Genomic DNA, 14952 nt, shown 5'->3' on the forward strand with positions numbered 1-14952 from the left:
TGATTTTAGCCTTGCAGGTTTTCGGCTCCCATGGGCTTCACGGAAGTTAAGAGAAAGCGCTTAAGTTCGAAATTGATTTCCAACAAAACTTTTAGCCCGTTGTCGAGAGCGTCCATCACAATGGCCATGTCGGTGCGCGACAGGTTGTAGGGGCCCGGCTCGACAAACGCGGGGTTGTGCTTTTTAAATGCGTCCCAGTTGATGGCAAGCGTGTCGCCTTCCTGTAATTGCTCCAGCATGGCCTGCGGCAATTCGAGGTAGGTGACGCAGGAAGAAAAATTTATGGTGTGGATTTTCATCTTGAAAGCGTTTCAAAGTAAATCTACCCAATTTCGAAAAGCGGGTGTTATCTTTATTTTCTTATTTAACAACACTATGAAAATTATCCTTGTGGGTGCCACGGGCACCATTGGCCGCACGCTTTTCAAAAACCTTTCACAACGCCACGATGTGGTGCCGGTCAGCCATTCCAAAAGCGATATCAAAGTCGACATCACCTCCCTCGCCTCCATTGAGGCCATGTATAAAACCGTTGGTCCGTTCGACGCGCTGGTGAGCGTGGTGGGCTCGGCCTATTTCGGATCGTTCGAGGCGATGACGGAAGAAGATTTGTATAAAGGCATCCGTTCCAAAATGATGGGACAGATCAACCTGGTGATGGCGGGCAAGAAGTCTATTCGCGACAACGGCTCATTCTCACTCACCTCGGGCATATTATCCGAAGATCCCATTCGCAACGGCGTAGCCCTCACCATGGTGAACAACGCCGTGAATGGATTTGTGCTGGGCGCATCGGTAGAGTTGCAACGCGGCGTGCGCATCAACGCCGTGAGCCCCGGACTGGTGGAAGATTCAGCAAGTGCTTTGGGCGCGGCGTTTCCTGGTCACATTCCCGTGCCTATGGAGCGTGTGGTGATGGGCTATCTCAAAAGTATCGAAGGTGTAGAAACAGGAAAGGTTATCCGCATCTACGGATAACCCTTCCTTACCATCATTCCAAAATAATTTTAATCTTTCAGGATCAGCACCGACGATTCGTGGTCGAGCCATTCGCTGTGCACTTCCATCAGCTTTTTCCAGCTGTCGAGGCTGATCAGCACGAGGTCTTGTTGTGCGAGTAGGGCACTGTCCATCGTCTTGTTTTGCAACACGCTGATGTGCTGGGGCACATTTTGTTCGAGGGCCCGCAGCGCCTCGCGGATTTCGGCATCGCCTTTCACAATGTCGTTCAGGTCGAGCACGGTCACCTGCGCTTCGGCATTGTGAATGAGGCGCTGGGCATATTGAATGAGAAACTTGTCGCGGGCATCCACCAACGGGATGATTACACGGTCGGTCTTCTCCAGGTGCTTGTCTATCAAAATGCCAACAGGCACATGGCTGCGCGAAAGAATGGAACGCGTGCGCTCGTCGAAGGTAGTGTTATCAAACAGCCTTTCCTTTCCCGTCACGGTGCCGAGCAGGCGGTTGGGGTTGATGATGCGGGTGGTGAAGCCCAGCACTTTGCCCAGTAAGCTGCCTTCGAAAATTGATTGACCCACGCCCACCAGCAACAGGTCGTAGTCGCCGCGGTTGGCCACTTCGGCAATCTCTGCATCGATGTCGTTTGAGGCTTTGAACAATGTGGTGATCTTTTGCTGCAGCCGGTGCGATTCTTCCACCACAGGGGTGAAGCTTTCTTTCTCGTATTCTTCCACGTTGTATTGATTCAGCTCGTTGCTTGGCGACAAGTGCATGGCCGTGATGGCCGCGTTGCCATTGAGCTTGCGCGTGAGGCTGTTGGCGAGGCGCAACAGTGATCTGCCGCGATCGGGATTGCCAAAGGAAACCAGAATTTTGAATTTGCTGATCTGGCTGATCTCGCCCGGCACTACCTTTTCTTTTGAACGGAACAGGTAGTTGATCAGATCCAACGCGGGGCCGGTCATGCAGGTGGTCACCAGCGCCATAATCACCATCATGGCAAATACCTGGGGTGTGAGCACACCGAGGTCGTAGCCGATGTTGAGCACAATCAATTCCATCAGTCCCCGTGTGTTCATGAGTGCGCCGATGGTGAGGCTGTCTTTCCAGCTCTGGCCCACAAACTTTGCAGCCAACGCACTGCCCGCAAATTTTCCGGTAACGGCCACCAGAATAATCACACCCGTGACTGCCCACAGGTAGGGGTCGTTCAATAGTCCGATCTGTGTACGCAATCCGGTGAACACAAAAAACAACGGCAGCAACAACACCACCGCCACGTCGTCTATTTTTTCGATAAAGATGTTTCTGAACTTCATATTCTCGGGCATCACTGCACCGGCCATGAACGCGCCAAACAATGCATGAATGCCGATCACTTCTGTGGCGTAGGCCGACAGCACCATCATCAGAAAGAAGATGGCCACCACGGGCTTGCTCAGGTTTTCGCGCGATGCGTGCAAGTCGCCCACACGTTTCAGGAATGGGCGGATCACTTTGAGCATCACAAAGACGTATCCGATAGACAGCGCCATGATGTAGAGTGAACTGGTGAACGACCCCGCCTTCACAATGGCGATGACGGCCGCCAGAATGCACCACGCCGTGATGTCGTCGGCAGCAGCGCAAGTGATCACCACCGTGCCCAACCGTGTTTTCTGGATGCCTCGCTCCTGCACGATGCGCGCCAACACCGGAAAGGCCGTGATGCTCATCGATATGCCCAGGAACAATCCGAACGAGGAAAAGGCGATGCCCTCTGGCGCAAACGACTGGTAGATAAAATAGGCAAGCACCAAGCCCATAGCAAAGGGGATGATGATGCTGGCATGGCTCACCACCACCGCGTCGTGCGCTTTGTTGCGCAGCACTTTCAGGTCAAGCTCCATGCCCACCACAAACATGAACAGGATGAGACCGATCTGGCTAAGAAACTGGATGTTGCCCAACGATGCTTTGGGAAACAACGCCGTAGAAAATTCCGGGAAGTACATGCCCACCAGCGAGGGCCCCAGCACGATGCCGGCAATGATCTCGCCCACCACCGAAGGCTGGCCGATTTTTTTACAAACCCATCCAAACAGCCGGGCTGCCAGAATGATGGTGACAATCTGTGCCAGCAAGATGGCCAGCGGATGTTGCAGGCTATGCACCAGCCCTTCCGTGAACTGCTGCCAGGCGTTGTGGTCGGCAGCAGCAGCTACAATGTTGCGTCCGGCTTCCTTCGTCTTGCCCATCACCACAATCCAATACATCAGCGCGGAAAACACGCCCATGATGGCGATGTAGAAAAAAAGGTTTTTATATTTCTTCATGTCTTCGTTCAGTCTTCACCGTTAAAATCCTTCCTCCGCCAACGCGGCAAGGTTTTCGAGGGCAAAGATGAAAAATTGAGGGAAAGTGTACCCGCGAAGCACGACAAAATGTAATGAGTGGGAAAAAATATGTAATGAAAAATCACATTTTCATCTTCTTCACAAATTCGCCCCGATAGGTTTCGTTGAGGATCAGCACCTGGGCCTTTCCTTCAGGAGGAAGATGTGTGGTCACGATCTGGTCGTGTGAGAAATGGTGGATGCTTTTCAACGCCACCATCTGCTTTTTGTTGATGCGACAAAACTCCGCCGATGGCAACAGGCTTTCCAGTTTTTCGAACGATATGTTTTTTAATGTCAGCTCCTGACCGTCAAGCAACTGGGCCACTTTGTCGCGACTGTCCTGGGGTGCCGATTCGATGTAGGCGATGGTGTCGAAAAAGATCAGTGACTTTCCTTTGTCGGTATTCAACTGCACAAAATTCCGGGCGGGTGTTTTTTCTTTGCGTTGCAGGGCTTTTTGAACGGCTTGTTGCAGGCGTTCTTTGGTGATGGGCTTGCGCAAATAGTCTACCGCGTCGAGGTCGAACGCTTCGGCGGCAAACTCTTTGTAGGCGGTGGCGAAGATCACGAGTTTTCCTTTCAACGCTGCGGCTACCTGCAAACCGTTGAGCGCAGGCATTTCGATGTCGAGAATGCAGAGGTCAAAGTCTGCGGTGGGAACTTCGGCGAGGAACGTTTCCGGGTGGTTATAGGCTTTCACCACATCGAGCTCCGGAATTTGCTCGCACAGCAGCTTGAGGTAAGTCAACCCGGGAAGCTCGTCATCGAGCAGCAAGCATTTTAGCGTGGTGTTCAAGCAAGTCTATTTTCAGGTGGGCAATGTACGTATCGTTTTCCACAAAGCGGTCGAGCGTGAAGTGATCGTGGTAGAGAATGCGTAGGCGGTGGGCCAACGTTTCCGATCCAAACCCTCCCTTTTCTTGCGCCATGCTGGGTTTGGATGAGATCTTGTTGGACACCGTGAGCGAGAACGCGCTGTTCTTCCATTCAAACACGATGGAGATAAACGAATCGGCGCGCTGAAGGTCGGCATGCTTGAACGCATTTTCGATGAGGTCCACGGAAATCAGTGGTGCAAGCAAACGTTGCGTGTAGAGCGGATCGGTTTCGTCGATCTTGGTTTTAACTTTCAGCTCGAACAGTGGGCTTACTTTTATTTTGTTGATCTCGATCAGGTTCAGGGCAAATTCAATTTCTTCTTTCGGGGTCACATAGCGGTTGCGTGTTTCATACAACAAATAGTCGAGCACGTTCGACAGTTTGTGTAGCGAGAAGTAGGTCTGGTAGGCATGCGACTGAATGGAGTTCAGGATGTTTCGCAGCAGGTGTGGGTTGAGTTTTGATTCCAGGGTTTCCAGTTGCAAGCCATTCACTTTGCCTTCCAGCACGGCGAACTGCGCCAGAATTTCTTTGCGCCTTCGCTCGGCGTGATTTGCCCTGCGCCAGAGATATGCCGTCAGCACAGCAAGTCCCAGCACGGTCGCACCCAATATATAGGTTAAGAGTTGCACGTCGCCCATTTACGTTAAGGGCCAAAGGTAAGCGATTTGGGCGAACAACTTAAAACAGTGTTCGCGCGTCAGGTCGGTTGGGCAAATTTGAGATGATAGCCGTGGATGTCGCGGACCACATATTGCCGCGCATTCCAGGGGCGGTCGTTTAGCGCTTCAATAATTTCAGCACCCCGGGTCCGGTGTTCTTCGTAGAGGGCGTTCGCATCGATCACCCAGATAAAAATTTCAGCGTGATATTCGCTTTCCCGCAGCACCGTGCAGAGGCCGGGATCGTAGGTGAAATACACTTCCACTTCTCCCCAGTTCACGCCGCCATAGGTCACGGGATCGCCATATTCAAAATCGTTTGCGAACCCCAACACGTCAACGTAGTAGGCCATGCTCTTCCGCACATCGTCGGATGCGATAACAGGAACGGCACTGTGGAGCATGGAGGCTTCCATAAAGGGATTTAAACATTCGTAACACAAGCTGCGCAGTCCAACCGAATCCTTGGAATGTTACGCGTCAACATACAAACAACGTCGCCGTCTTAATGTTCAGTGTTCTCCGTCTTCCGAGTAAGTAAAGCAGAAATGTCCACCTGATATACGTCGCACAGGCCATTCCCTGCGCTGTGCAGGCGTTTGTCCATGTCGGCTTCGGTTTCGGGCCTGGGAGATGCAGCGGGATTGCGATTGCGGGAACTCGCAAAGAAAAAATATTTCCCGTCGCGTGTCACCTTGGGCGAAAATTCGGTGACCGGCGAATTGAATGGCTCGGGCAACTTTTCGGCTGGCGACCATTTGCCGTCCTGGTTGTAGCTGATGAAAAAGTCGGCATTGTCGAGGTGGTCGGGACGTGCTGCCAGGAAGATGAGTACCCTCTCGTCCGGAAAAACAAACGGCTCATACTCGCTTCCGTCGGTGTTGATGGCATCGCCCAGGTTTTCGGGTGTTTGATATTTCCCATCTACCAATACGCTGCGATAGAGGTCAGACCCGCCCCTCCCTCCTTCCCTGCGCGATCCAAAGTATAGAGTGCCGGTGCTGGTCAAGGTTGGATAATATTCGCTTTTGTCGCTGTTGATGGTGTCGTCGAGTCGTGTGGGTTTGCCCCAGCCGGCGGATGTGCGCTGCATTTTCCAGATGTCCATGTCGGCTTTTGCGGGATCGCCCTCTTTCAACGGGCGGTTGGAAATGAAGTAGAGCGTTTTGCCGTCTTTGGTGAAGAAGGGATCGGCGTCCATGTATTGCCCGGAAAACGGCGCGACCACGGGTTTGGTCCACGCGTTCTTTTTGAAATAGGAAACACAAATGGTCCACTTGCTCACATCGGGACCGCTCTTCACAAAATAGAGCGTGTCGCCGGTTGGAGAAAACTCTGCGTGCGATTCATAGTCGCCGGTGCTAACGATGCCTTCAGCAAAGATGCGCGGCTGTGGTAATGCGCCGTTGTGCGCATAGGGCTTTGGCTGCGCCATCATCGCAGGCATCATTCCCAAAACAAAAAGCAAAACAAAACTGAAGCGTGGCATAGCATGTGGTTTCTGTGGTGATGAAAGATACGGCTTTGCACCTCAACCTTCACGACATTTTGGCTTCATAAGCCTAACACCATTTGCGGCAATTTTCATCAAGACTTCTTCCACGCTACAACTCACACCAACGACACGCGCTTCACAACGGCATCTCTAGAGCATTTCCCGGATCTCCGACCACGTGAACAAACGCATGCCTGTGGGAATAACCTCAGTGCTCTCGGCCAAGGTTGGCGAAACTGTTTCGTGCCCGATGCTTTGTTTGGCCAGCATCGTCCAGTCGTGCAGGAAGATCTTGCGGAAATACTGCGCCAGTTCTTTGTCGTAGAACAACAGGCTGGCATCGCGGTTCACCGACACGCCGTCGTTGGACCAGTTCTGGCTGCCGAGCATCACCGTCTTGCCATCCACAATCACGCCTTTGGTGTGACAATTCACCTGTAGCTTTATGGCCGTGGCATCAAACCCCATGTCCACCAGTTTCTCCAGGTTTTCGCGGGCCACCGAAGCAATAACCACGCGGAAAATGATCTTCACATTCACACCGGCTTTTTGTTTGTCGAGCACCGCCTGGATAAGTCCCTTTAGTTTGTCCTGCCCGTCTTTGGGCGCATTAAAGGTTTGGTTTTGGATGAGCAGTTCGTGTTTGGCACTCTTCACCAGCTTGATCACCTCGTCATAAAAATTGTCGGGCGTCAATAACGGCGTCACTTTAAACGGACGGTCTTCTTCAAAGGGCTTGAACGCCTGATAGGGCACTGTCGAGGCTTCTTCGCCAAAGGTGACTTCGGGCAAAAGAAAGTTTAGATTTTCCGCAAACGCCTCAGTCACCGCCGGCGCTTTGTTGTTGTTAAAGTCGTTGAGAATAAACTCTTCATAAGTCTTCGACAACCCGGGATGCTCCACAATGGCGTGCCACTCGCGGTTGTAGGTCTTCAACAAATACGCCTGTGTCTTGTTGGTCAGTTTCGGAATGTTGGGTTGGTTTGATGATTGCCAGTTTCCACTCGATAACCAGAAGGCCTTGCTATCCTTCACCGCCACCTTGATGTGATATGACGACGACACCCAGCCATTCACAGACCCGATTTTCACCCAGGCATTCTGAAATTTTGACTTTAGTTTTTTCTTCAGTTCATCCACCACATCGGCGTCTTTCAAGTCGTCGGCTTTTGTGCCCTCTCCCACGCTCTCGCCCGACTGCAAGGCTAAGGTGAACTTGCGAAAGGTAGATTGCACGGTGACATGCTCCACACGTTTCAAAATGTGCGGGGCACCAAAATCATACATACCCACGGTCAGCGTTTTCTTCACGTTCGAGAAAAACGGGCTGAGGTTTTTCCATCCTTCCTCGGGACTCACGTGGGCGGTAACTTTCATTTTTTCTTTCACCGTCTTCAGCTTCACGCCGGCGGGTGGAAAGTATTTGATCTCCTGGGCCTGCACTTCAAAAGCATGCACGAGGCGTTCGGCTGTGTCGTCGCCACGGTGCAGGGCAATGAGGTCCATGAAGGTCGGGCCCGTCACTTCCACCGGATAGCCCATAAATGTGTCGGGCAAGGGCGATGTGTTTTCGGTTTTCAGTTCTGCGATCGATTTTTTTTGAGGCACCGTCACTACGATGGCGCGTTCGCGGGTGATCCACCCGTTGCGGAACACATAACCCATGCGCACGTTCAGCACGTCTTCACGGCCTTGCAACGCCTGCTTGGCTTTTATCAATGCGGCGGCGGGCCCCACATCGTCATTCACTGTGCTACCCAGGTCATCCGTTTTCACCACCGGGGTTGCGTTTACCAGAATAGGGAGAGCATCGCCGCCAAGTTTAAACGAGATGGTTAAGGGCAACGTCACCGTCATGTGGCCGTCGGGTTGCAGCGTGGCCACGGGGGTGCTTTCGGTGGCAGGGCGTGGCGACGGTGCCTGTGGCTTGGTCGTGGGTTTCGCCGTCAGCAACTCGTCGTATAGTTTTGCCTGCTCTTTGGTGAAGCGTTGGTTGTCGAGAAATTTCAGGATGGTGCTCACGCGAATGCCTTCGTTGGCGATCCATTTTATTTTGTCGTCGCTCATGCTGGCATCCCACTTTCCTCCGGCCTGTGTAAGAATGTGACCATCGTCGTCTTTGGCATACACGCTGGAGTGATGCAGGCCCACCACCTCCCACCGTTCGTTGTAGACCGGCGATCCGGACGAACCGGGTGCTGTATCGGTTTTATAATGAATGAAATTGTCGAGCACGTCGATCAACTGATTTTCGCGAATCCCCAATTGTTTCGGCATGCCGTTGGGATGTTGAATGATGTTGAGCCATTGCGAGATAATGGTCTTGCCTTCTTCGCGCAGCAGGCGGTTCCAGCCGATGGCGTCCACTTCCTTGCGCGCAGTGTTCACGGGACTTACGGCCACAAGGGCAAAGTCGAGGCCTTCGTCTGAAAGATAGAACGTATCCGGTTCGAACGTGAAGATATCGGAAGGCAACAGGTTGCTGTCGCCGTCGAGCTCATAGCCAAACTCGATCTTGGCAAAACGCGCCACGCCCGCGTCGGGCAACACGTGGTGATTGGTGAGGGCCAGTCTTGGCGACACCATGAAGCCCGTGCCATAGCCCACCACGTTGCCGGCGCTGGAACAAATCCAGATGCGGCCCACGGAGTTGGAGATGCCCAGTGCTTCGCGCAGAAACGACACTCCCACCAGGTCGTTGGTGCCCATGATGCGTTCCAGGCTGATGATTTCATCGTTGGTGCGCAGGGGTTGGATAAGTTCGGGCATTCCCTTGGGCGTGTTTAGTATTTCGCGTGTGTCGAGCGAGGAAACGCCGCGACGTGTCAAAAACTTTTTCACGCGTGCGGGTGAGTCGATGTCGAAATAGCGGTGTTCGGCAATCATGCGCAGGTGTTGGTTGCGGATGGTTTCGCGGTCCTTCATGCGTTGAAGGGTGTTGTCCATTTGCTGTTTCAGAAGGGCGTTCATGCAGGGGTTGGGTTGGGCGTATCGCGATGGTTGAGGTTTATGAAAAAGCCCATCGTCCACTCGGGGGCGAGTGGGCGATGGGCTCCTGAATCAATGTTAGCAAAGGGAACGACCTTTTGCAACTGGCGACGACTTTAATTTCGGGCGCAGTGGCCATTCTTCATCTATTGTTTATGCACGCATAACATGTTTCAGGGAGGGACGCGCTACTTTTGTGGCGTAAAAGAATGCTATGCACGTACTCGTGGTCGACGACCGGCAGGAAGACCGGTTCATCATCAAGAAATTGCTGAAGCCTCACTACACGGTCACCACCCTCTCGTCGGCCCGCGAAGCCGTTGCCTTCGCGCAGAGCCACGCCTTCGATGTGGCCTTGCTCAATGCCATGCTCCGCACCGACCTCGACGGCATCGATCTGCTCCGGGCACTCAAGGTGATCCAACCCGAAACTTTTCTCGCCCTGGCGTGCACATGCCATTCCGAACCCCAGCGTCGACAAAAGCTATTGCAGGCAGGCTTCCGGAATGTCATCCTCAAACCATTCGACGTTGATGTGTTTATGACCCTGGTGAACGAAGGCGCGGGTAGCGCTGCTATCCGGCAATGGGCGTGAAATATTTTTTCTCGCTGTCGCACACATGGCATCTGTAGGTGTCGGGCAAATCGCCAAAGGCCGTGCCTGCCGCAATCCCCACCACGGTGTCGCCATACTTCGCATCGTAGACGGTAAGACAATTGCTGCATTGATAAATGGAATCGGTGTGGCCATTGAGTGCAGGCTCGGGGCGAATTTCGTTTGCGGGTTCTTTCTCCGGATTAAGTTGACGGAAGTATAACTTACTCAGCTCAATCAACAATGCCGGAATCAATTCCTTCCGCACCTGCCGTGCATACGTGAGATACGTGATGGTGTTGGGATTAAAATCCTTGGCGTAGAGAATACCGTAATGCTCGGCCGACGCTCCCTTGCTTTTCTCGATCACGATCGACGTAAACAGAAAACTCTCGCGGTTGGTTTTGATGGTGAACGTGAGGCCGTGTATGCTGATGTCCTGTTGGTCGAGCTCGCGCACGAGGAAACGCTTCAACTCCAGCGCCTCCGTGTCGATCACCGGCAGGTGCCAGTTCAGCTCCAGCGAAGAATGCCGTTCGTTGATCCCGAACTTGCCCATCGCCTTCTGCCAGCGCAACCGGTCGCTGGCCTTGATGCCTTTCACGATAAAAGCTTTCCACGGAATGATGTTGATTTTGCTGATGTTGGTTTCCTGACACAGCTTGCAGGCGGCGCTCATGAACTCGATGTCGTATTGATTGTTGCGCCAATACAGCCCCAGCCAGTACTGGTTGTTCTGCATGGCATTCAACCCTTCGTAATAGGGAAAGGCCGTGTCGTGAAGCTTCAGCTTTTCGGCAATGGGCCGGTAGTTGATGCGCACGTAGTTGTTCTTCAACACGCGGAACAATTCTTCTGTGGTGAAGGGCAAAAACTCCAGGAATATCTTTTCGATTTCACGCGCAATTTTGGGGATATCCTGCCCGAAGATGAGCTTGGGCCAGCACTCCAGCACGTTGCCCTTGCGGGGATCGCGGATATAGAGATACCAATAGTTTTCTTCCTGCGAGGCAATGAAGTTAAGCTCACCCGAAAACAACGGCACCAGGCTTTGCAGGGGATCGACGATGTTGATCTTTAGCCGTGGTGTAAATTCAAATGCGTCGATCAGCACGTTGTAGGTATCTTCTTTTACCCACCGCGTCGTTTCCACCACGTTCACGGCCACATAGCTGCTCACAATGTTCTGGTGAATAGACTGGTCGCCCGACAGCTCATGTTCGATCTTGATGGTGTTGAACACCGTGTCGAGCTGGGCTTGGGTGGCGTTGTTGCGGGGAAACATGATGTCCTGGCGCGAACCAAACAACACATACTTGTTGCCCAGGCTCTTCGACAGCTCCATGATCTTGAGCAGCGCCGCCGGCGAGAGAAAACCACCTTTCACAAAGGCCCGGATGAGATCGCTTTTTTCGTTGGGTTGTGCCATTGTCAGTTTCCTGCCCCGATATTAAAATATTCGTTTCGTAATTCCATTGTCATGCCTTCACTTTCGCCGCCTTCAGCATTTGCTGAATCTCGGGTTTGCAACTGCCGCATCCCAACCCTGCACCGGAACGTTGACAAAGCTCGTTCAATGTGTCGCATCCGGCATTCATCAACGTTTGCAGGTTGCCCGCTCCCACCTGGTTGCAAGAGCACACCAGTTTGCCAATGACCGGCTCCGCCGCCTTGCCCGACCGAAGCAACTGCATGCGCCGCTCCGACAACTCCGTTCCATTCTCGATGAGCGACTTAAACTCTGCAAACTCACGCTTGTCGCCAATAAGGATGGCACCTACCAGGCGGTCGTCTTTAATGATACACTTTTTATAATAGCGCAGCGACTTGTCGATGAATAAAATTTCGTCGTAGCCTTTTTCGTTTGCCGGAATTTCGGCAAGCCCGATGGAGCACAGATCCAGTCCCGACAATTTCAAAATGTTCATGGGCACGGCGCCGTCGTATTGGCTTTGTGCGTCACCATAAAGGAAACGGGCCAGCACATCGGCCTGCTTCTCGGCGGCGGAGGTGATGCCCAACGTTTTGCCACAATGTTCTGCAATTTCGCCCACGGCAAAAACATCGGGGTCGCTGGTTTGAAGATAGTCGTTCACCAGGATGCCGCGTGCCGATTCGATGCCGGCCTCCATGGCAAATTCAATGTTGGGGCGTGTGCCCACAGCATAGACCAGCGCGTCCACCAGAATTGTTTTGCCGCTGCGCAGGTGCGTCACCAGCTTCTCGGTTTGCTCGTCGAACAACACCGATTGCACCTGGTCGTTGATGTAGACGGCGATGTCGCTTTCTTCCACAAAGTCGAGCAGCAGCTCTCCTGCCACACGATCAATCTGCCGTTCCATGAGGCGGCTCCCCAACTGAAGAATGGAAACCGAAACATCCATCTCGCGCAACGACGCGGCCAGTTCCAATCCCAGCAATCCACCGCCGATGATGAGCACATGGCCGTTTCGCTTCACATGACTCTTCAGCCGGTCGGCATCGTTGCGCGTGCGCATGGTGAACACGCCAGGCAATTTGATGGGCGCATCGTTGGGCACGTGCGCGCGTGTGCCGGTGGCCAGTATAAGTTTGTCGTAGGGATGCGCTTCTCCATAGCGATCGATGGCAACTTTGTCTTTTCGATTCAGTTCAACAATTTCATTCTCCAGGTGTATCGAAACATTCAATGCTTCAAACTCACCGGCCTGAAATTTCTGAAGCTTTTCCCACGTCAGGTTTTCATTCACATATTCGGGCAACAACACGCGGTTGTAGAAGGCGTCTTTTTCTTTCGATATGACCACGATCTCGTCTTCCAGATTCAGTCCGCGATAGGTGCAAATGAAACGATAGGCTGCTGCACCGGCGCCGACCACTAAAATTCTTTCTACTGGTTTTCGATAAGCCTCCACCGCGACCGCGGAAAATTTGAAGTCAGGTTCCTTGGAAATCGGATCAACAAGCGAGCTGGTCACGTTGTTGGCGCGTGCCAGATCATTGGTCATGTTGCGTCCCCAGTGCATGGGCAAAAACACGACGCCCTGTTTTATTTCATCGGTGATTCTGGCGCACACCCGTGTTTCGCCGCGCGCGTTCCGGATCACCACGGGGTCACCATTCCGAATGTTGCGCGCGGTGGCGTCGTAGGGATGTATTTCCAGAAAGGGTTTGTCGATGTGTTGACGCAGGCGATTCACTTTGCCCGTCTTCGTCATGGTGTGCCATTGGTCGCGTATCCGCCCCGTGGTGAGAATGAGCGGATAGTCTTCGGTGACCGGCTCCGATAAATTTTCGGGTGCGCCAAGCGGAAAAAATTTCGCTTTGCCCGAAGTGGTATAGAATGTATGATCTGTGAAAAGACGCGACGTGCCTTTGTGACCGGGCGAAGGCACTGGCCATTGCACCGTGCCCTCGGCCTTCAATCGATCGTAGGTCAAACCACTGATGTCGATGTTGGTGCCCTTGGTGAGGCGTGTGTGTTCGGCAAAAATTTCAGCGGGCGATGCATAATCAAATCCTGCAAAGCCCATGGCTTTTGCAAACCTGCAAAGGATCTCGGCGTCGGCACGTGCTTCGCCGGGAGGAGCAACAATTTTGCTGAGGTGACTGATACGTCGCTCGGAGTTAGTCATGGTCCCCTCCTTCTCGAAGTGACCGGCCGCGGGAAGAATGAGGTCGGCAAACTGCAAGGTGTCCGAGCGGCGCGAAATATCCTGCACCACCACGAAGCGTGCATTCTTCATGGCCGCTTCGGCGCGCTTCAGGTCGGGCAAGCTCACCATCGGATTGGTGCAGATAATCCACACCGCTTTCAGGTCGCCACGCTCCAACGCTTCAATCATTTGCGTGGCCGTGTAGCCGGGCTTGTCCGAAATAGAATTCACGCCCCAGAACGTGGCCACCTCTTCGCGATGTTTTGGATTGGCGATGCTGCGGTGTGCGGCTAGCATGGTGGCCAGCCCGCCCACTTCGCGTCCACCCATGGCGTTGGGCTGGCCCGTGAGCGAGAACGGACCTGAGCCGGGTTTGCCGATGTGGCCGGTGATGAGGTTTAGGCTGATCAGTGAAAAGTTCTTCTTCACGCCAATCACGCTCTGATTCAATCCCATGGCCCACAACGTGAGAAATCCCTTCGACGCAGCGATGTAGGACGCGGCCAGGCGGATGTCGCTTTCGGCCACTTCGCAATGCTTCGCCGCTTCGGCCACCGTGTATTGAAACACGGACGCGCGATAATCTTCAAAGGCTTCGGTGTGTTGTTGAATGAAGGTGTAGTCTACGTCCCCATTTTCGATGAGCACACGGGCAATGGCATTGTAGAGATAGATGTCGGTGCCGGGCAACAATTGCAAATGCAGGTCGGCGTTGGCCACCGTTTGCGTTTTGCGCGGATCGACGATGATGAGTTTTACGTCCGGATTGTTTTGTTTGTGCGCTTCGATGCGGCGGAACAAAATGGGATGACACCATGCCGGGTTGGCGCCGGCAATCAAAAAACAGTCGGCCAGTTCAATGTCTTCATACGACACGGGCACGGCATCTTCGCCCAGCATGTTGGTGTAGGCGGCCACGGCGCTGCTCATGCACAGGCGCGAGTTGGTGTCGATGTTGTTGGTGCCCAGAAAACCTTTCACCAGTTTGTTGGCCACATAGTATTCTTCTGTGAGGCACTGCCCGGAAACATAAAAGCCTACGGAGTCGGGTCCGTAGGTTTTGATGAGTGAGGCAAACACGGCCGCGGCGCGCTGCATGGCAACGTCCCACGACACACGCTCCAGCGGATGACTTTTGCTTCGGCGCATTTCCGGATACAGCAGCCGGTCGCTCAGGTCGCCCATGGCATACTGCAGGTTCATGCCTTTGGAACACAACATGCCGCGGTTCACCGGGTGCTCTTTGTCGCCTTCCAGCACAAGGTTGTCTTTCCGGTCTTTCTTCACCGTCATGCCACAGCCTACGCCGCAGTAGGAGCATGTGGTTTTATAGCTGGTGTGGTGTTCGTTCTGCATC

The 14952-nt window shown here is 53.3% G+C and carries 11 protein-coding genes; 2 read left to right on the forward strand and 9 right to left on the reverse strand.

The genetic code is table 11. The annotated features are described in order from the left end of the window. Positions 1 to 5 precede the first annotated feature (5 nt). Positions 6 to 299: a hypothetical protein gene (locus JI741_RS26230; protein ID WP_202014623.1), complete on the reverse strand. Its 294-nt coding sequence runs from the start codon at positions 297 to 299 to the stop codon at positions 6 to 8. Positions 300 to 375: 76 nt separating this feature from the next. Between JI741_RS26230 and JI741_RS26235 the strand changes: the two genes are divergently transcribed. Next, positions 376 to 978 carry a short chain dehydrogenase gene (locus JI741_RS26235; RefSeq protein ID WP_202014625.1) on the forward strand — a complete coding sequence of 201 codons (603 nt, stop codon included), beginning with the start codon at positions 376 to 378 and terminating at the stop codon, positions 976 to 978. Between the two features lie 29 nt (positions 979 to 1007). Here the strand turns inward: JI741_RS26235 and JI741_RS26240 are convergent, their stop codons facing one another. From JI741_RS26240 to JI741_RS26265, 6 genes are all read right to left on the reverse strand, one after another. Then, on the reverse strand, positions 1008 to 3278 hold the full coding sequence (locus tag JI741_RS26240) for a cation:proton antiporter domain-containing protein (RefSeq protein ID WP_202014627.1): 2271 nt from the start codon (positions 3276 to 3278) through the stop codon (positions 1008 to 1010). 142 nt (positions 3279 to 3420) lie between these two features. Beyond that, the gene (locus tag JI741_RS26245) at positions 3421 to 4137 is read right to left on the reverse strand and encodes a LytR/AlgR family response regulator transcription factor (RefSeq protein WP_202014629.1); all 717 of its coding nucleotides are present in this window, start codon (positions 4135 to 4137) and stop codon (positions 3421 to 3423) included. Next, positions 4103 to 4852, reverse strand: a complete 750-nt coding sequence (locus JI741_RS26250; protein WP_369411861.1) for a sensor histidine kinase — start codon at positions 4850 to 4852, stop codon at positions 4103 to 4105. Before JI741_RS26250 ends, JI741_RS26245 begins: the two co-directional genes overlap by 35 nt. Before the next feature lie 68 nt (positions 4853 to 4920). Then, positions 4921 to 5298 (reverse strand): VOC family protein, encoded by a 378-nt coding sequence (locus tag JI741_RS26255; RefSeq protein WP_202014633.1) that lies wholly within the window; start codon positions 5296 to 5298, stop codon positions 4921 to 4923. 89 nt (positions 5299 to 5387) lie between these two features. Next, positions 5388 to 6371 (reverse strand): TolB-like translocation protein, encoded by a 984-nt coding sequence (locus JI741_RS26260; protein WP_202014635.1) that lies wholly within the window; start codon positions 6369 to 6371, stop codon positions 5388 to 5390. A 156-nt stretch (positions 6372 to 6527) separates the two neighbouring features. After that, complete coding sequence (locus tag JI741_RS26265) at positions 6528 to 9347, reverse strand: phospholipase D-like domain-containing protein (protein WP_202014637.1); 2820 nt, start codon at positions 9345 to 9347, stop codon at positions 6528 to 6530. Positions 9348 to 9579: 232 nt separating this feature from the next. Here JI741_RS26265 and JI741_RS26270 point away from each other — a divergent pair, with 232 nt between their 5' ends. Next, on the forward strand, positions 9580 to 9960 hold the full coding sequence (locus tag JI741_RS26270; RefSeq protein ID WP_202014639.1) for a response regulator: 381 nt from the start codon (positions 9580 to 9582) through the stop codon (positions 9958 to 9960). Here the strand turns inward: JI741_RS26270 and JI741_RS26275 are convergent. Further along, positions 9941 to 11389, reverse strand: coding sequence for a rubredoxin (locus JI741_RS26275; protein WP_202014641.1), 1449 nt, complete (start codon positions 11387 to 11389; stop codon positions 9941 to 9943). The two genes, JI741_RS26270 and JI741_RS26275, sit on opposite strands and share 20 nt — an antisense overlap. A gap of 49 nt (positions 11390 to 11438) precedes the next feature. Next, entirely contained in the window at positions 11439 to 14951 is a 3513-nt protein-coding gene (locus JI741_RS26280; RefSeq protein ID WP_202014643.1) for a nitrate reductase, read from the reverse strand. Between the last annotated feature and the right edge of the window lies 1 nt (position 14952).

The organism is Chryseolinea lacunae (genome assembly GCF_016735595.1).
Taxonomy (GTDB): Bacteria; Bacteroidota; Bacteroidia; order Cytophagales; family Cyclobacteriaceae; genus Chryseolinea; species Chryseolinea lacunae.

Bases quoted from the DNA above. Each gene is read 5' to 3' on its own strand.
- JI741_RS26230 (WP_202014623.1), bottom strand. From the start codon at position 299: ATGAAAATCCACACCATAAATTTTTCTTCCTGCGTCACCTACCTCGAA.
- JI741_RS26235 (WP_202014625.1), top strand. From the start codon at position 376: ATGAAAATTATCCTTGTGGGTGCCACGGGCACCATTGGCCGCACGCTT.
- JI741_RS26240 (WP_202014627.1), bottom strand. From the start codon at position 3,278: ATGAAGAAATATAAAAACCTTTTTTTCTACATCGCCATCATGGGCGTG.
- JI741_RS26255 (WP_202014633.1), bottom strand. From the start codon at position 5,298: ATGGAAGCCTCCATGCTCCACAGTGCCGTTCCTGTTATCGCATCCGAC.
- JI741_RS26260 (WP_202014635.1), bottom strand. From the start codon at position 6,371: ATGCCACGCTTCAGTTTTGTTTTGCTTTTTGTTTTGGGAATGATGCCT.
- JI741_RS26265 (WP_202014637.1), bottom strand. From the start codon at position 9,347: ATGAACGCCCTTCTGAAACAGCAAATGGACAACACCCTTCAACGCATG.
- JI741_RS26270 (WP_202014639.1), top strand. From the start codon at position 9,580: ATGCACGTACTCGTGGTCGACGACCGGCAGGAAGACCGGTTCATCATC.
- JI741_RS26275 (WP_202014641.1), bottom strand. From the start codon at position 11,389: ATGGCACAACCCAACGAAAAAAGCGATCTCATCCGGGCCTTTGTGAAA.
- JI741_RS26280 (WP_202014643.1), bottom strand. From the start codon at position 14,951: ATGCAGAACGAACACCACACCAGCTATAAAACCACATGCTCCTACTGC.